The organism is Streptomyces sp. MS06 (assembly GCF_047200655.1).
Classification (GTDB): Bacteria; Actinomycetota; Actinomycetes; order Streptomycetales; family Streptomycetaceae; genus Streptomyces.
Map to the genome: position 1 here is coordinate 1 of NZ_JBJZOJ010000006.1, position 21,203 is coordinate 21,203.

Below are 21,203 nucleotides of genomic sequence, written 5' to 3' on the forward strand. Positions count from 1 at the left end.
CTTCAGGAGGTTGGCCAGGCTCTCGTTACTCACGACATCTCCCTTTCCCGGGGTGTCCGTTGTGTCCCAGACCACAGCTCATCAGACCTGAGGGGCCGGTGACAAGAGCCGACGGGAAATTGGTTTAGACCTGTTGGTGTCGCCTGTCGTGTCCGCGGCCGCCCGCGGACCGGCCCGCCCGGGGAAGCCCGGGACGTCCGCACCCATGTGTTGTGGTGCGGCGGAGTTCGTCCGCTGCATTCCGCTGCATCCGAGGTCAGGCGCTTCACGGCCCAGCCGTCCTGGGAGGCGGCCACGGCTGCCTCCCAGGACGGATTCCCGATCCCGAGATCCTCAGGCCGTCAGATCCGCCTCGCACACGTGGCCGAACACCTCTCGTCCCTCCTCCTCGGTGAGCAGGTAGGCCTGGGCTTCGCCGACATGGAAGTACATCCCGTGCAGCTCCAGCGCTCCGCTCCGCAGCGCGCGCGCCACCGACGGGTGGGCGCGCAGGTGCTCCAACTGCTGGACCACGTTGCTCAGGCAGAGCTGCTCGACCCTGTCGGCCGTCCCGCGCTCGGCCAGACCGGCCGGCGGGCCGCTCGCATCGGCCAACCGCTCCAGGCTCGGCTGCCCGTGCCGCAACCACCGGCCGAGCGGCGTTTGCCCGTCCGCAGGCGCCGAACCGAGGAGCGCCTGCATGGCCCCGCACCCGGAGTGTCCGCACACGGTGATGGACCGGACCCCCAGCACCTCCACGGCGTACTCGATCGCGGCCGCCACCGAGTCGTCTCCGCGCTCACGGCCGGGCGGCGGCACGAGGTTGCCCACGTTGCGCACCACGAACAGGTCACCCGGACCGCTGGAGGTGATCATCGAGGTGACCACGCGTGAGTCGGCGCAGGTGAGGAAGAGCTGCGTGGGCTGCTGCCCCTCTCTGGCCAGCCGCTCCAGTTCGCCCCGCACCCATGGTGCGGTGTTGCGCTGGAAGGCGCTGATGCCACGGGCCAACTGCCGACCGCCGGGCTTTCGGGGAGATGCGCCGGCCGTGCCGGCCGGCACGGGGGACGGCTGCCCGGTCGGGTGCCCGGTCGGGTGATCGTACCGACGGGTTGCGGTTCGGTTGGCCGGTCTCACAGGGGGGTGGTTGGTGGGGTGCGGCGTGGGGTGGGCGGTGGATGCCCGCGGGCGTACGGCCGTGTGGCCGGCCGGGCGGACGGTGGCTCGAATGGGGGGATGGGGGGCGGCCTGGTCCGAGACTCGTTCGACGGGTCTGTCCGAGGGGCGGGTGGCGGACTCGTCCGATGCTTGACCGGTCTGCTCGTCGAGTACCTCCTGTGTGTCGCGTACTTCCTGACTCGGGTGGCCCGCCGCGCGATCAGGCGGTCCTTCGGCCGATGGGCCGACCGGCCTGCCGGAGGCACGGCCGAGGGGCCGGGGCGCCGGGTGCCCGGAGGGGCCTTGCGCTGCGGTCGTCGCGGGAGTGACCGCGCACTGGTGGTTGCGCCACGCGGTCCAGGGGCGGCAGTGGCAATCGGCGTCGTGGGCGGCGCTGGACGCGGCGCCCCTGGAAGCGCGGTCGGTGAGGCCCTCGCTCTCCACCGGGACGTCCGCGTGATGACCTTCGGCGGCGCTGCCCGGCTCGGCGATCCGGACTCCGGTACGACGGCCCGTCAGTTCCACGGAGCCGCCTTGCGCGGTGTGTGTCCGCTGCCAGTCCAGCAGTGCCTCGTAGGCCGCGTGGTCCATGAAGGATCCGTGCAGCTTGACCACGGCGGGGGTCCCTTGGGGTACAAGATGCAGCGTACGGCTGAGCCTCGGCACCGCCAGGAACGTCAGCTGGCCTCTGACATGGATGTGGTGGACTCCTTCCTGCTGGTCGTGCGTGATGCGGGTGCGGGTGAGGCGGTGCAGTGCCACGGCGACGGCGGCGGCCACCCCCAGCGCCACGCCCTGGAGGACGCCCAGGAACACCACGCCGAGTGTGGTGACGGCGTACACCGGTACTTCGCGGTGGCGGGTCACCGTCCGGATGTGGTGGAGGGACACCATCCGGATACCGACGGCCATGACCAGGGCGGCAAGCGAGGCGAGCGGGATGAACTCCAGGATCGGGACCATCAACAGCGCGGCCACCACTACGAGAACGCCGTGCAGCATCGTGGAGTTCCGGCTGACGGCACCCGCGTTCACGTTTGCCGTGCTCCGTACGGCCACGCCCGCGACCGGCAGCCCGCCGAGTGCCCCCGAGACCACGTTGGCGGCGCCCTGACCCAGCAGTTCGCGGTCCAGGTGGGTGCGGGGTACTCGGGCGGCCGGGCCGGGCCGGGCGGCGACCAGCTTGTCCACGGCGATCGCTCCGAGCAGCGACTGCACGCTGCACACCAGAGTGGTGGTCAGTACGGCGGCGACCAGGCCGAGCGCCGGCCCTTCGGGGAGCCCGGCGAGAGCGTGACTGCTCCAGGAGGGCAGATCGACCATGGGGAGGGTCAGGCCGGTCAGCGCCGCGGTCGCCGTGGCGGCTGCGACGGCGACGAGCGGGGTGGGCACCCTGCGGAGCACCCGCCCGGCTCGCCCGGGCAGTCTCGGCCAGAGAACCAGCAGGGCCAGCGTCAGGCTGCTGACGGCCAGTGCGCCGGGGTGCAGATGGGCCAACTGCGCGGGCAGCGCACGTAGATTGGCCAGGACCGAACTCTGCGGGCTGCCGCCCAGTACGACGTGTACCTGGGCGACGGCGATGGTGACACCGATGCCCGCGAGCATGCCGTGCACCACGGCCGGGCTGACGGCGAGGGCGGTGCGGGCCACGCGCAGGCAACCGAGGCCGAGCTGGGCGAGCCCGGCCAGCGCGGTGATGGCGCAGGTGGTGCGCCAGCCGTAGCGGTGGATGAGATCGGCGGTGACCACGGTCAGACCCGCTGCGGGCCCGCTGACCTGCAGCGGGCAGCCGCCGAGCCGGCCGGCGACGAGTCCGCCGACGGCGGCGGCGACAAGGCCGGCCTGCAGGGGTGCGCCGGTGGCGAGGGCGATACCCAGTGACAGTGGCAGTGCGATCAGGAAGACGGTGATCGAGGCGGACACGTCGGCCCCCGCGACACGGAGGGGGCGCCGCCTTGGTGGCGGGCTGTGCGGTGGATGGGCGCGATGCGCCTTGGGCGGGTGGGACTTTCGGGTGGGGACGCAGGCTGACATGGTTCCCGTCTCCTCCGGGGCGGCGCGGTCGCGGTAGGGGGGACCCCCGTCGATGGCGGGGGCGGATCGCGGCCGTGAGTCACGGCGTACAGCGGCGGGATGAATCAACAATCGGTAAACAGATCGTAATGCAGAGTAAAGGGCGTGTCTTGGTTTTCCGTGCGAATGGGTCAGTAGATCACTCTCTTGCGTGAAGCGAGTATTTGATCGGCTTGTCGTACTAATTCCTTCTCCGGTCCGTGCGACGTTGGCGGCCGCTGTCGGCTCGGCATGTCACCGACAGGCGCCGTCTTCGCGTTGACCTCGAGAGAAGGAAGAAGGTGGGCGGAACATGGCCGCCACCGCAAGGATCACCGCTGGTGCCGTGCTGGCCGCGGCCGTTGCCGCGTCGCTGGCCGGCTGTGCGACGGGAACCGGCGGTTCGCGTGCTTCCGACGGAGGCGCACAGGGGCCGCAGGAGGGGAGACGGGCCCCCGCACCCAAGAGCGCCGTACGGCTGATCGGTGACGGATCGACCGCCTACACCGGCGCCCAGCCGCACCTGCTCCAGCCGGAGCGGCTCAAGCCCGGTCAGAAACCGCCGCAGTTCGTCGTGTTCTCCTGGGACGGCGCCGGCGAGGACAGCCAGAAGCTGTTCTCCCACTTCCGCAAGGTCTCCAAGGAGAACCACGCCACGATGACGTACTTCCTCAGCGGCGTGTACATGTTGCCGTCGGACAAGCGGGACCTCTACCACCCCCCGCAGCACTCGCCGGGCCGCTCCGACATCGGTTTCAACGACCTGCAGGGCATTGCCGACACCGTCAAGCAGATGAGGCTGGCCTGGCAGGAGGGCAACGAGATCGGCACCCATTTCAACGGGCACTTCTGCGGCAAGAACGGAGGAGTGGGGCAGTGGTCCGTGGCGGAGTGGAAGGACGAGATCGCCCAGGCCAAGCAGTTCGTGAAGACCTGGAAGACGAACGCCGGGACCCGTAAGGCGGCGCCGCTGCCGTTCGACTACGACAAGGAGCTCATCGGCGGCCGGACCCCCTGCCTGGAGGGTCAGGAGAACTTCATGAAGGCGGCCCAGCAGCTCGGTTTCCGCTATGACAGCAGTGGTGTGAACCAGCAGGTCTGGCCGGGCAAGAAGCACGGCCTGTGGGACCTGTCCATGCAGCTCGTCCCCTTCCCCGGGCATTCCTTCGAGCAACTCACCATGGACTACAACTTCATGGTGAACCAGTCCGGCAAGAAGACCCAGGGCGACCCTGCCATGTACGACTTCTGGGGCAACCAGATGCGGAACGGCCTGCTGAAGGGCTTCCACCGGGCCTACGACGGCAACCGGGCGCCGCTGATCATGGGCAACCACTTCGAGTCGTGGAACGGCGGCACCTATATGCGTGCCGTCGAAAGCGTCGTCAAGACCGTGTGCAACAAGCCCGACGTGCGCTGTGTCTCCTTCCGGCAGCTCGCCGACTGGCTGGACGCGCAGGACCCGGCGGTACTCGCCAAGCTGCGCACGCTGAACGTCGGCCAGGCGCCCGAGCAGGGCTGGGCTTCCTTCCTCTCCGCCCGCCCCGCCCCGGCCCCGAAGGGGGTGCCCGGGGCGCCGGCGGCCGGCAGGTAGGCGGCGCCACCGGAAGGCGGCGTCACGCGGCAGCCTGTCGTGGCGGAGTCACGCCGGGACGGTGACGCTCTCGCCCAGTACATAGCCGGGGTCGACCTGCGCGGCCAGGTCGGCCCCGGTCCGCTCGTTGCCCCAGGCTCGGGCGTTCTTCAGGTGGAAGTGAACCATCTGGCGGGTGTAGCGCTCCCAGTCGCGCCGCTCGTACGCCGTGTCGACCGCCTTCTGCAGCCGGTCCAGGGCTTCCCGGTTGGTCTCCTCCAGGAGGTCGAACCGGGGAGGACGCCCCTTCTCCATGGCCCGCACCCAGTCCGAGTGCCCGAACGCCACCAGTAGGTCGTCCCCGACCTCGGTGCGGAGGAAGTCGAGGTCGTCCTGGCCCTGCACCTTGTTGCCGACGACGTTCAGGGCGACGCCGAAGTCGCGTGCGTACTCCCTGTACTGGCGGTAGACGGACACCCCCTTCCTGGTCGGTTCGGCGACGAGGAACGTGACGTCGAAACGGGTGAACATGCCGGACGCGAAGGAGTCCGAACCCGCGGTCATGTCGACCACGACGTACTCGTCGCGGCCGTCCACCAGGTGGTTCAGGCACAGCTCCACCGCACCGGTCTTGGAGTGGTAGCAGGCGACCCCGAGGTCGGCGTCGGTGAACGGCCCGGTGACCATCAAACGCGCCGCGCCGCCGTCGAGTTCCACCGGACGGGCGCAGGCGTCGTAGACGGGGTTGTTCTCCCGCACCCGCAGCAGCCGTGAGCCTTCGCCGGGCGGTGTTGTCTTGATCATGGTCTCGGCGGAGACGATGCGCGGGTTGGAGCCGCGCAGGTAGTCCTTGATCAGCGGCAGCCGCTCACCCATGGCCGGCAGTTCCGCGGCCTCCGCCTCGTCCAGGCCGAGAGCTGCCGCCAGATGCTGGTTGATGTCGGCGTCGACGGCGACGACGGGCGCTCCGGACATCGCGAGGTGACGGATGAACAGGGAGGACAGGGTGGTCTTGCCGCTGCCGCCCTTCCCGACGAAAGCAATTTTCATGTTCACCAAGAGTAGTGAAGTAATAGCTCTGTGTGTGCGAATGCGTGAAGAAGACCACTCCTTCGTGGAGTGCCGCCCCCGGGTGCGTAGGGTCGTACCCATGAGTACGACAGGCGGGACCGCCGATCCGCTCGCGGCCCTGGGCTCGTTGCCCGGCGTGGCCGATTCCGTGGAGTCCGTGCGCAGGGCCGTGGACCGGGTCTACGGCCACCGGATCATGCGGCGCCGCAGCAACGAGATCACCTCCGAGGCGGCGCTGCGCGGTGCGCGCGGCTCGGCGGCGCTGTCCGGCGCCGACTGGGCGCTGGAGGAGGTGCGCCGGCGTACCGACTTCGGGGGTGACGAAGACGCTCGGGTGGTGGGTGCCGCGCTTCGGCTGACCGCGGAGGCGGGGCAGCTGCTCTCCGTCTGGCGGCAGTCGCCGTTGCGGGTGCTGGCCCGGCTGCACCTGGTCGCGGCGGCGATCCCGGGCGACGAGGTCGGGCGCCCGCGCCAGGACGGCGAGCGCGTCGACGAGCCGCTGGTCGAACTGCCGCTGCCGCCGGCCGCCGAGGTCTCCGGCCGGCTGGAGGGACTGTCCGAGCTGATCATCGCGGGCAGTTCGGCCCCCGCCCTGGTCGCCGCCGCGGTCGTCCACGGCGAGCTGCTCGCCCTGCGACCCTTCACCTCGCACAACGGCCTCGTCGCCCGCACGGCCGAGCGCGTCGTCCTGGTCGGCAGCGGGCTCGACCCGAAATCGGTCTGCCCGGCCGAGGTCGGCCACGCCGAACTGGGCCGTGCCGCCTACCTCGCCGCCCTCGAGGGCTACGTGTCCGGCACTCCCGACGGAGTGGCGGCCTGGATCGCGCACTGCGGTCGTGCGGTCGAGCTGGGCGCTCGGGAGTCGACCGCGGTCTGCGAGGCTCTGCAGCGAGGGGCGGCCTGACCGGCGGCGCGGCGCGAGCGAACTGCCGTGCGCCGCGAACGGCCGCGCGGCGCGCGGGAACGAATGCCCCGCGCTCTGTGCGGCGGCCGAGGGGTCTGAGGGGGGCCTCCGCAGTGCGGCAGGCGTGGTCCACGGCCGGGTTGGGGTGAGGTGCCCCCTGGCTGCGGGTTCCGGCGCACCGTGCCGAGCCGGCTGCGTTGAGGAGGTAGGGGGCGGCGCCGAGGGGCGCGTCCGTGTGACGCGGGCAGAGTGGTGCGGCGGTACGAGTCCTCGTACCGCCGCTGGCATGCGCACCGGGTTACCAGGCGTCCTCGATATGTTGCCCATCAGGTCGGGAGCTTCGCCCGTACCTGGTGCGGCTGGCCCGTAATCGACGGGTCGACGTCGCGTGGGTGCCCGATGTCCATGCGCGGTCCGTGGGGCCGAAATGCGTGATCAAGGTGATCCTTTCGGATGTCCTTCGGTCTCGCGGGCCGTTGCTTCCTTTCTACTCCGGTGCACCGGTGAGCGGAAGCCTCGCCTGTGTTTCTTTACTTTTGGGAGTAAAGGGCTGTGAATCGGGCTTTCGGCGCCCTGCCGCGGCGGTCGCTGCGCGACGGGTCAGGCCGCCGCCGTGCGGCGCCGGCTGGCGTACCAGACCAGGCCGGCCGTGGCTGCCGCGGCCCCTATGGCGGCCGCCGCGACCAGGGCCGGGCGCGGCGGTACGGACAGGGAGCGGATTCGCCGCTTGAGGCGGACCGGGCGGTGGAAGTCGAGGATCGGCCAGTTCCGGGCGACCGCCTCGCGGCGCAGCGCGCGGTCGGGGTTGACGGCGTGCGGGTGGCCGACCGACTCCAGCATCGGCACGTCGGTCACGGAGTCGCTGTAGGCGTAGCACCGGGCGAGGTCATAGCCCTCGGAGGCGGCCAGTTCCTTGACGGCTTCGGCCTTGGTGGGGCCGTAGGCGTAGTACTCCACCTCGCCGGTGAAGCAGCCGTCGTCGCCCACAACCATGCGGGTGGCCACGACCCGGTCGGCGCCGAGGAGTTCGCCGATCGGCTCGACCACTTCGGCACCCGAGGTGGACACGATCACCACGTCCCGGCCGGCGGTGTGGTGTTCCTCGATGAGGGAGGCGGCCTCGTCGTAGATGATCGGGTCGATCAGGTCGTGCAGGGTTTCGGCGACGATCTCCTTCACCTGCTCCACGTTCCAGCCGCGGCACAGTGCGGACAGGTATGCGCGCATGCGCTCCATCTGGTCGTGGTCGGCTCCGCCCGCCAGGAAGACGAACTGGGCGTAGGCGGTGCGCAGGACGGCCCTGCGGCTGATCAGCCCGCCCTGGTAGAACGACTTGCTGAAGGTGAGCGTGCTCGACTTCGCAATGACCGTCTTGTCCAGGTCAAAGAAGGCCGCGGTGCGGGGCAACGAGTGGTTTTCCACGACCCCGAGCATAGGCGCAGCCCATTCGGCGTAAGGTGGGGCGTGCGGGTTTGCCTGAGAAGCCTCTCGGGTACACCATGGAAGTCACGGATCGTTCGCGACCGTGCTAACCCGGTCCGACTCCTCCCCCCCCGAGTCGGCCGTGGAGACGACCCCCGCTCTCCCCCCCGGCGGGGGTCGTCGCATGTCCGGGTGGGTTTCTCCGCTTCCTGTGTCTTGGCTGTGCCCGACCGGTGATTCGATCATCCGTGCTGTCATGGGCATGCCTTGTCACTTTGTGTAGCTATTGGGGTGCTCTGGTGAAGTCGTACGCCCGCTCGTACGCAAGTCACCGGTATGGGTGATGGCGATATTCACAGCCGCTGAGTCGTCCACAGTTTTTGACCAAGATCCACATGTTTTCCGCAGCCGTTGCACCGTGATTCCAACGCGTCCCGCTAGCGGCGACTTCACGGCCGCCTTCCGATTGCCGGACGCATATGGCCGGTTTTCGTCGGCCGTTCCGAGGAGGACCGGTTCCCGGTTCTTCACATGTTCGGGAAACGCGGGGCCGAAGAGGACCACGCGACTCGCAGCGAAGGGGGAAACCTACCGTGTCCGGAACCGTCACGCACGACCCGCCGCCCGCCGCGTCAGGACGGCAGGGCCGGCCGCTCATCGTCACCGAGGACGCCGAACTGCTCGACGACCTCCTGCGCCTCTGCGCGGCGGCCGGGGCCACACCCGAGGTTCACCACGGGCTGCCCGAACGGCGGGGCAGTTGGGAGGCCGCGCCGCTCGTCCTGGTCGGCGACGACGCCGCCCGGCGCCTCCGAGGGGCCGGGCAGCGGCGCGGAGTGGTGCTGGTCGGCCGCGACCAGGACGACCCAGGGGTGTGGAGGCGAGCCGTCGAGATCGGGGCCGACCACGTGCTGATGCTGCCGGACGGCGAGCAGTGGCTCGTGGACCGCATCGCCGACGTCGCCGAAGGGGTCGGGCGCCCCGCACTCACCGTCGGCGTCGTCGGCGGCCGCGGCGGTGCCGGTGCCTCCACGCTCGCCTGCGCGCTGGCCGTCACCTCCGCCCGCGAAGGCCTGCGCACCCTGCTCGTGGACGCGGACCCGCTGGGCGGCGGACTCGACGTACTCCTCGGCGGCGAGACCGCCGAAGGCCTGCGCTGGCCCGCTTTCGCGGCCTCCCGCGGACGGGTGGGCGGAGGCGCCCTGGAGGAGTCGCTGCCCGAGTTGCACTCGCTGCGTGTGCTCAGCTGGGACCGCGGCGACTGCGTCGCCGTCCCGCCGCAGGCCGTCCGTGCGGTGCTCGCCGCGGCCCGGCGCCGCGGCGGCACGGTCGTCGTCGATCTGCCGCGCCGCATCGACGACGGCGTCGCCGAGGTCCTCACCCAGCTCGACCTGGGGCTCCTGGTGGTACCCGCCGAGTTGCGCGCCGTCGCGGCGTCCGGGCGTATCGCCTCCGCCGTCTGCATGGTGCTGCGCGATCTGCGGGTGGCGGTCCGCGGCCCGTACGCGCCAGGACTCGACGACCGCGAAGTGGCCCGGCTGCTGAGGTTGCCGCTGGCCGGAGCGGTGCCCGCGGATTCCGCGCTGCTGCGCCCCCGCGACGGCAGGACCCCACCGGGGGCGGCACCGCGCGGACCGCTCGCCCGGTTCTGCAAGGACTTCTGGGAGCGGGCCCTGGTCGAGGCGGGCCCGGCATGAGCAGCCCCGCACAGGCACTCGAGCCGGAACTGCTCGACAAGGTCCGGCGCCGACTCGCCGAGAGCGGAGCCGAACCGACACCCGCGCGTGTGGCCCAGGCACTGCGCGAACAGGGCCGGGTGCTCGGGGACGCCGAGATCCTCGGCGCGGCCGGACGCCTCCGCTCCGAACTGGTCGGCAGCGGCCCGCTGGAACACCTGCTCACCGATCCCTCGGTGACCGACGTCCTGGTCACCGCACCGGACAGGGTGTGGGTCGACCGCGGTGGCGGACTCCAACTGACCACGGTCTCCTTCCCGGACGCCGCGGCCGTAAGGCGCCTCGCCCAGCGGTTGGCGGCGGTCGCCGGACGCCGACTCGACGACGCCCGGCCCTGGGCCGACGCCAGACTGCCCGACGGAACCCGGCTGCACGCGGTCCTGCCCCCGGTCGCCGTCGGCTGCACCTGTCTCTCGCTGCGCGTGGTCCGGCCCCGCGCATTCACACTCGGCGAGCTGGTCACGGCGGGCACCGTGCCGCCGGACGGCGACCGCATCCTGCGGGCGCTGCTCACAGCCCGGCTCTCCTTCCTGATCAGCGGCGGGACCGGCAGCGGAAAGACGACACTCCTCAGTGCCCTGCTGGGGCTGGTCGGGCCGGGGGAACGGATCGTGCTCGCCGAGGACTCGGCGGAACTGCGCCCCGACCATCCGCACGTCGTCCGCCTGGAGACCAGACCCGCCAATCAGGAGGGCGCCGGACTCGTCACGCTGGAGGACCTGGTCCGGCAGGCGCTGCGGATGAGGCCCGATCGGCTGGTCGTCGGCGAAGTCCGAGGACCGGAGGTCGTACATCTGCTGGCGGCACTCAACACCGGCCACGAAGGCGGCTGCGGCACGGTCCACGCCAACGCCGCCGCGGACGTACCTGCTCGGCTGGAAGCCCTCGGCACCGCCGCCGGCCTCGATCGGGCCGCACTGCACAGCCAGGTGGCGGCTGCCCTGTCGGTGGTGCTGCACCTGGTGCGCGAGCGCACCGGGCAGCGTCGCATCGCCGAGGTGCATGTCCTGGAACGGGACTCGTCCGGGCTGGTCAGGACCGTTCCGGCGCTGCGCTGGGGAGAGGCCGAGTTCACCCGTGAACGCGGCTGGGAGCGACTCCGGAGGCTCCTGGGCGAGCCGTTCGGCGACCCCGGGCGGCACGAGGGCGGTGCGGGGGCGCCGAGTGCGCCACGTCCCGGGAAACCGGTGCGGCTACGAGGACCCGACCGGCCCGCTGACAGCCCGGAAGCCGGGCGGACAGCCGCGCGGCGGAGCGAGCCGACGCAGCACGTGAACACACCGAGAGGCGAGGTGAGGACGACATGCCGGGAACGGTGAACGCAGCGGGGTGGACGCCCTGGGTTGCGGCCCTGGCCTGCCTCGGAGCGGCTGCCTGGCTGCTCGGCGGCGGCCACTTCGGCGCCCGGCGGGCGCGGCTGCTGCTCGCCGGCGGAGGAACGGTCACCACCGGGCCGCCGTCCTGGAGGCGACTGACCGACGAGGCGCGGTGCCTCTGCCGGCGGTGGCGCCCCGAGTGGTGGTCGGCGGTCGTCGGGCTGGGGCTCGCCGTGCTCGGAGCCTCGGTGCTGCCCGCCGTCGTGGGTGCGGCCGGGGTGCCCCTGCTGCGTCGGGAGCGCCGGGCTGCGGAGGCACGAGGTGCGAGGGAACGCCGCGGGGACGCGGTGATCGCCCTGTGCGCCTCGCTTGCGGGAGAGGTGCGCGCGGGGCGCCAGCCCGGGGAAGCGCTGCCGTACGCAGCCCAGTGCTCCGACGGACTGGGCGACGCGCAGGCGGCCGTGCTCGCGGCGGTGCGTTTCGGCGGGGACGTGCCCGGAGCACTTGCGGCCGCAGCGCGGCAACCCGGCGCCGAGGGACTGCTCGGCCTCGCCGCCTGCTGGGGAGTCGCCGTGGACCGGGGAGCCGGTCTCGCGACAGGTCTCGACCGGCTGGAAGCAGCGCTGCGCGCCGAACGGGATCAGCGGGTCGACCTGCGCGCCCAGTTGGCCGGCGCCCGCGCCACAGCGCTGATGCTCGCCGGGCTGCCGGTGCTGGGCCTGCTTCTCGGTACCGCACTCGGTGCCGACCCCCTACACGTCCTGCTGCACACCCCGGCGGGGCTCGGCTCCGCACTGGTCGGCGGCCTGTTGGAGGGAGCAGGGCTGTGGTGGGCGCGCTCGATCGTACGAGGAGCGGAGCCGGGTGGCATGAACGGGCGGAGCGGCCGCGGCCGGGTGAGCACCGGGGAGGCGGTATGAGCGGCGACGGCGTCCACGGGTGGGAGGCGGTGCTGGGGATGCTGCCGGCACTGGGCTGGCTGGGAGCACGGCGGCTGGCCGCCGTGCGCACCAGGCGCAGGGTGCAGCGGCGCCTCGCCGGGTTGATGGCCCGGGAGACGGCCTGCCAGACCCCTCGCCTCCGAATCGGAGACAAGGCGCGGCGATGGTTGCCACCGCTCGGCGCGGTGGGCGCCGGTTGGGTGCTGGTAGGTGGTGTCGCCGGCATGGCCGTCGGAGTGCTGGGCGCCGTGGTCCTGGTGCGGTTGCCCCCGCGGCAGGCCGGCCGCCGATCCACGGCCGAGGCCGATGCCGCCGCCCGACAGCTCCCGCTGGCCGCCGATCTGCTGGCCGCCTGCATCGCCGCCGGCGCGGGACCGGTGGTTGCCGCTCAGGCTGTCGGCGAGGCGCTCGGCGGTCCGGTCGGCGGAGCGCTGGCGCGCGGCGCCGCCGAGGTACGGCTCGGCGGAGAGGCACGCGGCGCGTGGCGGAGGCTCGCCGCGCTGCCCGGTGCGCGTCCTCTCGCGCGACTGCTGGAAAGGGCCGAGACGACCGGTCTGCCGGCAGCGGTACCGGTCGCACGGATCGCCGCGGACGCCCGTGCCGGATGGACCCGCGCGGCGACCGAGCGTGCACGCCGGGCAGCCGTCGCGATCACCGCTCCGGTGGGGCTCTGCTTCCTGCCGGCGTTCATCGCGCTCGGCGTCCTGCCCGTGGTGCTCGGACTCGCGACCGGGGTGTGGGGAGGGGGCGGCCGGTGACGGGGTGAGGGGCCCGACGGGGCTGTGGCAGGCGGGCGGGACCAGTGGCGAGAAGGGGGGCCACGGATGAGCCGTGACGGAGCGACCGGTCACGGTGCACGGATGCGGGAAGCGGCCCGTGACGGGGCCGCGGGGTGAAGGAACGACGGACAGGAGGCGCGAAGTGACGGAGTGGCAGGTGGCGGAGGAGCGGACGGCCGAGCACCGGTTGGCGGAGGCGCCGGCGGCAGAGGGGCGGGTGCGGCTCGCGCCGACGGCGGAAGCAGCGGACTCGGTGAGGACGAGGACGAGGACGGGGCGGACGTCGGGGACGGGGATGCACCGGACCGTACGCGTGCGGGTACGGGCGGGGTTGCGGCTGCTGGCCCGCCGGATGCCCTGGCCGCAGCGGGCCCGTGGGTGCGGTGCGCGGTACGACGCGGGCATGGTGACCTCCGAGTACGCGATGGGGCTGGTGGCGGCGGTGGCGTTCGCCGCGGTGCTCTACAAGGTGGTGACGAGCGGGCCGGTCGGTGAGGCACTGCAGGCCCTGGTGAATCGAGCGCTGAGTGCGCGGACGTGAGCGGGGAGGCGACGGCGGGTTCGTGACCGCGGAGACGGCTGTGGTGCTGCCCGTACTGGTGCTGTTCGCGATGGGGCTGATGTGGGGACTGCTCGCGGTGTCCGCGCAGATCCGGTGTGTGGACGCGGCGCGGACGGGGGCGCGGGCCGCGGCCCGGCAGGACCCGGTCGACGCGGTCCTCCGGTCGGCCCGGGAGGTCGCCCCGCGCGGGGCCCGCGTGACCGTCACCCGGGAAGGGGACCAGGTCCGTGTCGTGGTCGTGGCCGATCCGCCGCTGCTGCACGGCCTGTCCCTCAGGATCCGTGAACAGGCTGTGGCGCTCGCGGAGGAGACGACAGGAGCGGCGGGGGCGGGCTCATGAAGGGTGATGCGTGCGGGACAGGCCGCAGGGCCGCTCGTCGACGCGTTTCTGTCGTTGCACCGACGACCGCCCGCTCGCCCTTTCTTGCGGTGGCTCACCCGGTTGCCGGTCCGGGAGGGCGCACGGCCGACGCCCCGCTGCGGTGCAACCCCGTACGCAGAGCCGCAGGCAGAGCTGCCCGCGCAGCCGCGCCCGGGCGCCTGGGCCACGCCGGGGCGACGGACCGCGGATCCGCCACCGTGTGGAGCGTGGGAGTGATCGCCGTTCTCGGCGTGGTGTTCGCCACGCTGCTGGCTCTGGGACAGGTCGTCGTGGTGCGGCACCGCGCGGCCGGCGGTGCCGACCTCGCAGCCCTCGCCGCTGCGGATCACTGGGCACTGGGTGCAACGGCGGCCTGCGCCCGGGCGGAGCGCGCGGCCCGGGCGCAGCGGGCCCGTCTGGTGCGGTGCGCGCTCGTCGGAGAGACCTCGGATGTGACGGTCGCGTCGGGCGGGGGACCGTTCGCCGTGGAGGTCAGATCCCGGGCGGGGCCTGCCGGGACCGAGGTGGCTCAGGACCGCGTCCTGCGGCCTCCTCCCTCGCAGCCTGATCCGGTCTCGGCTCCGATGCCCGGATCCTCGCCTCTGCCGCTTCCCTTCCCGGATCCGGCCCTACCGGGCTTCCGTCCGGGGGCGGCGGAGGGCTCTCTGCCTCCGCCCGCTGCTCCGGAGCGTCACGCAGCAGCACCGTGAGCAGCCGGACGGCACCCCGCTTGTGCAGTGGGTCGTTGCCGTTGCCGCATTTGGGGGACTGGATGCAGGAAGGGCAGCCGGCCTCGCACTCGCAGGAGGCGATGGCTTCGCGGGTGGCGGTCAGCCAGGACCGGGCGGTGTGGAAGGCACGCTCGGCGAACCCGGCGCCACCCGGGTGGCCGTCGTAGACGAAGACGGTCGGCAGCAGAGTGTCGGGATGCAGGGGGACGGACACCCCGCCGATGTCCCAGCGGTCGCAGGTGGCGAACAGCGGCAGCATGCCGATGGACGCGTGCTCGGCGGCGTGCAGGGCACCGCCGAGGATCTCCGGGGAGATCCCGGCGTCGTCGAGTTGGTCCTCGGTGACGGTCCACCACACCGCGCGGGTGCGCAGTGTGCGGGGAGGGAGATCGAGCTTGGTCTCGCCGAGGACCTCGCCGGTGAGGCGCCGCCGGAGGTAGGAGACCACCTGGTTGGTGACCTCCACCGATCCGTAGCACAGCCGGCCCCGTCCCCAGGGGAGGTCGATGTCGGTCTCCAGGACGGAGACGGCGGTGGTGTCGCGGGCGACGGTCGAGTACGGCGGGGACGCCTCCTCGACCAGGGCGACACCGTCCTCCAGGTCCAGTGACCGCACCTGGTAGGTGCGGCCCTGGTGAAGGTGGACGGCGCCCTCGTGGACCGCGGTGTGGGCCGCTCCCGCGTCGACCGTGCCGAGCAGGCGGCCCGTCCCGGCCTCGACGATCTGCACCGGCCGGCCGCCCTCGCCGCGGATGTCGGTCAGGTCGGCGGCCCTTTCGCGGCGAGTCCAGTGCCAGGCCCGGGTACGGCGGCGCAGCAGCTTCGCCGACTCCAGCTGGGGGAGCAGTTCCCCGCAGGCCGGACCGAACAGCTCCATGTCCTCGTCGGTCAGCGGGATCTCGGCGGCGGCCGCGCACAGATGCGGGGCCAGCACGTAGGGGTTGTCCGGGTCGAGGACGGTCGACTCCACCGGTTGGTCGAACAGGGCCTCCGGATGGTGGACGAGGAAGGTGTCCAGCGGGTCGTCGCGGGCGATCAGGACGGCCAGTGCACCCTGCCCGGAGCGGCCCGCGCGGCCGGCCTGCTGCCACAGCGACGCCCGGGTGCCGGGGTAGCCGGCGATCAGGACGGCGTCCAGGCCGGAGACGTCGACGCCGAGTTCCAGTGCGGTCGTCGCGGCCAGGCCCAGCAGCTCGCCGGAGTACAGGGCGCGTTCCAGCGCGCGGCGCTCCTCCGGCAGGTATCCGCCCCGGTAGGCGGCGACACGCCGGGACAAGGACCGGTCGACCTCGGCGAGCCGTTCCTGGGCGATGACGGAGATCAGCTCGGCACCGCGCCGGGAGCGCACGAAGGCGACCGTACGGACACCCTGCACGGTGAGGTCGGTGAGCAGGTCCGCTGTCTCGGCGGTGGCGGTGCGGCGTACCGGGGCGCCCTTCTCGCCGTGCAGTTCGGTGAGCGGCGGCTCCCAGAGGGCGAAGACGAGCTCCCCGCGAGGAGAGGCGTCGTCGGCGACCTCGACGATGGGGAGGCCGGTGAGGCGGCCGGCGGCCACGGCCGGTTCCGCCGCGGTGGCGGAGGCCAGCAGGAAGACCGGGGAGGAGCCGTAGCGGGCGCACAGGCGCCGCAGCCGGCGCAGCACCTGGGCGACGTGCGAGCCGAAGACACCCCGGTAGGTGTGGCACTCGTCGATCACGACGAATCTGAGCGCCTTGAGGAACGAGGACCATCGGGGGTGGGACGGGAGGATGCCGCGGTGCAGCATGTCCGGGTTGGTCAGCACGTAGTTGGCGTACTGCCGGATCCACTCGCGTTCCTCGAACGGGGTGTCGCCGTCGTGGACCGCCGGACGTACGGCTGTGCCGAGGGGGCCCGAGAGATCCCTCACGGAGCGGTACTGGTCTGCCGCGAGGGCTTTGGTGGGGGCCAGGTAGAGCGCGGTCGTACCGCGGCCGTTGGGCGCCTCGGCCCCGTCGAGCAGCGTCGACAGCACCGGCACCAGGTAGGCCAGCGACTTCCCGGACGCCGTACCTGTGGCGACGACCACCGACTCGCCGTCCAGGGCGTGCTCGGCCACCCGGGCCTGGTGGGCCCAGGGGTGGTCGATGCCCGCCGACTGGACGGCGGCCACCACTTCGGCGCGGATCCGGTCGGGCCAGGCGGCATGCCGACCCGCGCGCGGGGGCAAGTGCTCCGTATGAGTGATGCGCGAGGCGCGGCTCGGGCCCGAGGCGAGCCGGTCCAGAACCATGTCTGGAGACAGGCCGGCGGTGGGCCCCGCCAGGGCCCGATCGGGTCGGTGATTCTTGGCCATCGGGACCGAGTGTGTCACTGGCGTGACGGACAATGGGGCCAAGGCGTCGTGCACGCCCGCCGGTAAGTGATTGAATGCCATCGCGGCTGGCGAACCGTCCCGGGGACGTAAGCCGAGGTGTCCCGAGGGACGACCGCTCGATAGCAAGGTGCTGGAGGATCCGTGGACCTGTCCCTGTCGACCCGTACCGTCGGCGATCGTACGGTCGTCGAGGTCGGTGGCGAAATCGACGTATATACCGCGCCCAAGCTGCGTGAGCAGCTGGTCGAGCTGGTCAACGACGGGAATTTTCACCTCGTCGTCGACATGGAGGGCGTCGACTTCCTCGACTCCACCGGGCTCGGCGTGCTGGTGGGCGGACTGAAGAGGGTGCGTGCCCATGAGGGTTCGCTCCGCCTGGTCTGCAACCAGGAGCGCATTCTGAAGATCTTCCGCATCACCGGTCTGACCAAGGTGTTCCCGATTCACACCTCGGTCGACGAAGCGGTGGCGGCCACCGACTGACCACCGGGCCCGGGGTTGTCTGCCCGGGCCGGCTAGTTGAACACGCGGGGGACCGGGGTGTCGCGGGCTTGTGCCGCGGCCCGGTCCCCCGACCGCACGCCCGTAGCTCCCAGGGGGATGCATGGCCACCGTCGAACTCCGCTTCAGCGCGCTGCCCGAGCATGTCAGGACCGCCCGGCTGGTGGCGGCGGCGGTGGCGCGCAGGGCGGGAGTGGACGAGGCCGTCCTCGACGAGGTGCGGCTCGCCGTCGGCGAGGCCTGTACGCGTGCCGTCGGACTGCACCAGATCAGCGGTGTCACGGCACCGGTGAAGGTGTCGCTGATCGATGAGGAGAAGCAGTTCTCCATCGAGGTCGGCGACGAGGCGCCGCACCAGGTCCCCGGCGAGCGGGGCGCCACCCAGGCGGGTGGCTCCGAGGCGGAGGCCGAGGAGGACGAGATGGGTCTGGCCGTCATCAGCGGGCTCGTCGACGACGTCGAGGTGAGCGCCGGTGAGCACGGCGGTCTGATCCGGATGACCTGGCCGACCACACCACCCGCGGTCGCCCTGCCCTGACCCGGTCGCCGTCGGACCGGTCCGACGCGCCGCGCTCCCCTGATCGGGCGTACCGAGAGCATCGACTTCCGGGCTGCCGCCCGCTTCCGCTGCCGACGGCAGTCTGCCGCCGGTCGCGATCCGGCCGGGCCGGCCGGCCCGGTAGCCCCTCCCCGACGGAGATCGGTCACGTCGTGCCCGGTGCACCGCTCGGGCTCGCCGCCCGACGCACCCGCCCGGGCCTGCCGTCTTTCGGGCGGATCCAACCCCGCGCGCAGTGAGCTGTCCGGGTCCTGTTGCGGCGGGCACCCGGTCGGGCCGAGGCGGCAGCGCTGCCGGTGCTAGGTGGGGGTCGGTCCTTGCCGCCGGGCCGCAGGCCCCAGCGCGGGGCTCCACTCCGGTGCGGCCTCCGACGTGTGCGATGTGGGTATCCGCGCCTACAGTGGGTGATGCAGTCGGACGTGATCGAAGTGGTCCGCGATGCAGGTGCGGTGCATTTCGTGAACCAATTCACGACCCGTCGGAGATCCGGTGCATCTGTCCGGTGATCTGCGCGGCTCCTCCGTAGTGAATTCCTTCACGATCTCCTCTCCTGCTTCCGGATCACCTGACAATGGTTTCGGAGCATTAGCGCTTTCGGGTTCCGTGGCCGCCCGGCGATCATTTGCTGAGGAGCGAGGGAAGGCCATTTCCGCTCACCGTGCCCTGTTTTCATCAGGCGGCGGTACCTACAATCCGTCCACATCTTGAGCTCAGCCCAAGCGTCAAGGAGGACGAATGGCGGGGCTTTCTACCCCAGAACAGTTGGGTCACTCCACAACCTTCGCGGCCGCGGTGCTCACCGACGGCAACCGCGCCCTGGTCTCGGTCATCGGCGTCGTCGCCCTGGCCGCGCTGGCAGTCGCGGCAGTCCTGGTCCGCCAGGTGCTCGCGGCGGGCGAGGGCACCGACAGCATGAAAAAGATCGCGTCGGCGGTCCAGGAAGGCGCCAACGCCTATCTGGCCCGGCAGCTGCGCACGCTCGGCGTATTCGCCATCGTGGTGTTTTTCCTGCTCATGCTGCTGCCGGCGGACGACTGGAACCAGCGTGCCGGGCGATCAGTGTTCTTCCTGGTCGGCGCGGCGTTCTCCGCAGGCACCGGCTATATCGGCATGTGGCTGGCCGTGCGCAGCAATGTGCGCGTCGCGGCGGCGGCCCGGGAAGCGACCCCGGCGGAGGGCGAACCGGAAAAGGATCTCACCGCCGTCTCGCACAGAGCAATGAAGATCGCTTTTCGCACCGGCGGCGTGGTCGGCATGTTCACGGTAGGGCTCGGCCTGCTGGGCGCGTCCTGCGTGGTGCTGGTGTACGCGGCCGACGCGCCGAAGGTCCTGGAGGGCTTCGGTCTCGGTGCCGCGCTGATCGCGATGTTCATGCGGGTGGGCGGCGGCATCTTCACCAAGGCAGCCGACGTCGGCGCCGACCTGGTCGGCAAGGTCGAGCAGGGGATTCCGGAGGACGACCCGCGCAACGCCGCGACCATCGCCGACAACGTGGGCGACAACGTCGGCGACTGCGCCGGCATGGCGGCCGACCTCTTCGAGTCCTACGCGGTGACCCTGGTCGCCGCACTGATCCTGGGGAAGGCGGCGTTCGGCAACTTCGGGCTGGCCTTTCCGCTGCTGGTGCCCGCGATCGGCGTGGTCACCGCCATGATCGGCATCTTCGCGGTCGCCCCGCGGCGTGCCGACCGCAGCGGTATGAGCGCCATCAACCGCGGCTTCTTCATTTCCGCGGTGATCTCGCTGGCGCTGGTCGCCGCGGCCGTCTTCATCTACCTGCCGTCCTCCTACGGAGACCTCGACGGCGTCACCGAGACCACGATCCTCGGCAAGAGCGGCGACCCGCGGGTACTCGCCGTGGTGGCGGTGGCGATCGGCATCCTGCTGGCCGCGGTGATCCAGCAACTGACCGGCTACTTCACGGAGACCACCCGCCGCCCGGTCAGGGACATCGGCAAGACGTCCCTCACCGGGCCGGCCACGGTCGTCCTGGCCGGGGTCTCCGTCGGCCTGGAGTCGGCCGTCTACACCGCCCTGCTGATCGCTCTGAGCGTGTACGGAGCGTTCCTGCTCGGCGGCACGTCGATCATGCTGGCGTTGTTCGCGGTGGCGCTGGCCGGTACCGGCCTGCTCACCACGGTCGGCGTCATCGTCGCCATGGACACCTTCGGGCCGGTCTCCGACAACGCGCAAGGCATCGCCGAGATGTCGGGTGACGTCGAGGGGGCGGGGGCGCAGGTGCTCACCAACCTCGACGCGGTCGGCAACACCACCAAGGCCATCACCAAGGGCATCGCCATCGCCACCGCCGTTCTGGCGGCGTCGGCGCTCTTCGGGTCGTACCGCGACGCCATCACCACCGGCGCCCAGGACGTGGGCGAGAAACTGACCGGCGAGGGCGCGCCGCTGAGCCTGATGATGGACATCTCGCAGCCCAACAACCTCGTGGGCCTGATCGCCGGTGCGGCGGTCGTGTTCCTCTTCTCCGGGCTCGCGATCAGCGCCGTCTCGCGCTCGGCGGGTTCGGTGGTGTTCGAGGTGCGGCGCCAGTTCCGGGAACGGCCCGGGATCATGGACTTCAGCGAGCAACCGGAGTACGGCAAGGTCGTCGACATCTGCACCAAGGACGCGTTGCGCGAGTTGGCGACCCCGGGCCTGCTGGCCGTGATGGCCCCCATCTTCGTAGGCTTCACGCTCGGCGTCGGCGCGCTCGGCTCGTACCTGGCGGGCGCGATCGGGGCGGGCACGCTGATGGCGGTCTTCCTGGCCAACTCCGGGGGAGCTTGGGACAACGCCAAGAAACTGGTGGAGGACGGCCATCACGGCGGCAAGGGCAGCGATGCGCACGCCGCCACCGTGATCGGGGACACCGTCGGCGACCCCTTCAAGGACACCGCCGGTCCCGCGATCAACCCGCTGCTGAAGGTCATGAACCTGGTGTCGCTGCTCATCGCACCCGCCGTGATCAAGTTCTCCTACGGCGTGGACCGGAGCGTCGGCGTCCGGGTCCTGGTGGCGGTCGTGTCCTTCCTCGTCATCGTCTGCGCGGTGTACGTCTCCAAACGGCGAGGCATCGCCGTGGGTGACGAGGACAACAGCGGTCGGTCCTCCAAGTCGTCCGACCCGGCGGTGGTTTCCTAGCGGGACCCTCGCAGTCCAGCCCAAGGAGCGGGCGTGCGGCGTGTGTTGGCATATCGCATGCCCGCTCCGGCGCGTGTGTGCG

At 71.7% G+C, this 21,203-nt stretch carries 15 protein-coding genes and 1 pseudogene; 12 read left to right on the plus strand and 4 right to left on the minus strand.

The annotated features are described in order from the left end of the window. Positions 1–333 precede the first annotated feature (333 nt). A complete protein-coding gene (locus ACL02U_RS04450; protein ID WP_412789290.1) occupies positions 334–3,171 on the minus strand; it encodes a SulP family inorganic anion transporter in 2,838 nt (945 codons plus the stop codon). A gap of 331 nt (positions 3,172–3,502) precedes the next feature. Between ACL02U_RS04450 and ACL02U_RS04455 the strand changes: the two genes are divergently transcribed. Next, positions 3,503–4,783, plus strand: a complete 1,281-nt coding sequence (locus ACL02U_RS04455) for a hypothetical protein (protein WP_412789291.1) — start codon at positions 3,503–3,505, stop codon at positions 4,781–4,783. A gap of 48 nt (positions 4,784–4,831) precedes the next feature. Here ACL02U_RS04455 and ACL02U_RS04460 read toward each other — a convergent pair whose 3' ends face one another. Next, complete coding sequence (locus ACL02U_RS04460) at positions 4,832–5,812, minus strand: ATP-binding protein (RefSeq protein WP_412789292.1); 981 nt, start codon at positions 5,810–5,812, stop codon at positions 4,832–4,834. Positions 5,813–5,912: 100 nt separating this feature from the next. Here ACL02U_RS04460 and ACL02U_RS04465 point away from each other — a divergent pair, with 100 nt between their 5' ends. Then, positions 5,913–6,737: an oxidoreductase gene (locus ACL02U_RS04465; RefSeq protein ID WP_412789293.1), complete on the plus strand. Its 825-nt coding sequence runs from the start codon at positions 5,913–5,915 to the stop codon at positions 6,735–6,737. Between the two features lie 600 nt (positions 6,738–7,337). Here ACL02U_RS04465 and ACL02U_RS04470 read toward each other — a convergent pair. Continuing rightward, entirely contained in the window at positions 7,338–8,171 is an 834-nt protein-coding gene (locus ACL02U_RS04470; protein ID WP_412789294.1) for an HAD family hydrolase, read from the minus strand. Positions 8,172–8,752: 581 nt separating this feature from the next. On the opposite strand from ACL02U_RS04470, the gene ssd reads away from it, so the two are divergent. The 7 genes and pseudogenes from ssd to ACL02U_RS04505 form a co-directional block, all read left to right on the plus strand. Further along, entirely contained in the window at positions 8,753–9,856 is a 1,104-nt protein-coding gene (gene ssd / locus ACL02U_RS04475; protein WP_412789295.1) for a septum site-determining protein Ssd, read from the plus strand. Next, on the plus strand, positions 9,853–11,214 hold the full coding sequence (locus tag ACL02U_RS04480; protein WP_412789296.1) for a TadA family conjugal transfer-associated ATPase: 1,362 nt from the start codon (positions 9,853–9,855) through the stop codon (positions 11,212–11,214). Before ssd ends, ACL02U_RS04480 begins: the two co-directional genes overlap by 4 nt. Further along, the gene (locus ACL02U_RS04485; protein WP_412789297.1) at positions 11,199–12,131 is read left to right on the plus strand and encodes a type II secretion system F family protein; all 933 of its coding nucleotides are present in this window, start codon (positions 11,199–11,201) and stop codon (positions 12,129–12,131) included. Before ACL02U_RS04480 ends, ACL02U_RS04485 begins: the two co-directional genes overlap by 16 nt. Further along, a complete protein-coding gene (locus tag ACL02U_RS04490) occupies positions 12,128–12,910 on the plus strand; it encodes a type II secretion system F family protein (protein ID WP_412789298.1) in 783 nt (260 codons plus the stop codon). The genes ACL02U_RS04485 and ACL02U_RS04490 overlap by 4 nt, the downstream gene beginning before the upstream one ends. 316 nt (positions 12,911–13,226) lie before the next feature. After that, positions 13,227–13,472 carry a DUF4244 domain-containing protein gene (locus ACL02U_RS04495; protein WP_412789392.1) on the plus strand — a complete coding sequence of 82 codons (246 nt, stop codon included), beginning with the start codon at positions 13,227–13,229 and terminating at the stop codon, positions 13,470–13,472. Next, entirely contained in the window at positions 13,459–13,833 is a 375-nt protein-coding gene (locus ACL02U_RS04500; RefSeq protein ID WP_412789299.1) for a TadE family type IV pilus minor pilin, read from the plus strand. Before ACL02U_RS04495 ends, ACL02U_RS04500 begins: the two co-directional genes overlap by 14 nt. Then, positions 13,830–14,306: pseudogene (locus ACL02U_RS04505) on the plus strand (Rv3654c family TadE-like protein); the annotation flags it as partial. The gene ACL02U_RS04500 and the pseudogene ACL02U_RS04505, both read left to right, overlap by 4 nt. Before the next feature lie 40 nt (positions 14,307–14,346). On the opposite strand, the gene ACL02U_RS04510 reads toward ACL02U_RS04505, so the two are convergent. Beyond that, positions 14,347–16,980, minus strand: a complete 2,634-nt coding sequence (locus ACL02U_RS04510) for a DEAD/DEAH box helicase (RefSeq protein WP_412789300.1) — start codon at positions 16,978–16,980, stop codon at positions 14,347–14,349. An 81-nt stretch (positions 16,981–17,061) separates the two neighbouring features. Here ACL02U_RS04510 and bldG point away from each other — a divergent pair, with 81 nt between their 5' ends. From bldG to ACL02U_RS04525, 3 genes are all read left to right on the plus strand, one after another. Continuing rightward, on the plus strand, positions 17,062–17,403 hold the full coding sequence (gene bldG, locus ACL02U_RS04515) for an anti-sigma factor antagonist BldG (protein WP_009189842.1): 342 nt from the start codon (positions 17,062–17,064) through the stop codon (positions 17,401–17,403). A gap of 121 nt (positions 17,404–17,524) precedes the next feature. Beyond that, positions 17,525–17,959: an ATP-binding protein gene (locus ACL02U_RS04520; RefSeq protein ID WP_412789301.1), complete on the plus strand. Its 435-nt coding sequence runs from the start codon at positions 17,525–17,527 to the stop codon at positions 17,957–17,959. A 756-nt stretch (positions 17,960–18,715) separates the two neighbouring features. After that, a complete protein-coding gene (locus ACL02U_RS04525; protein ID WP_412789302.1) occupies positions 18,716–21,121 on the plus strand; it encodes a sodium-translocating pyrophosphatase in 2,406 nt (801 codons plus the stop codon). Positions 21,122–21,203: the final 82 nt, after the last annotated feature.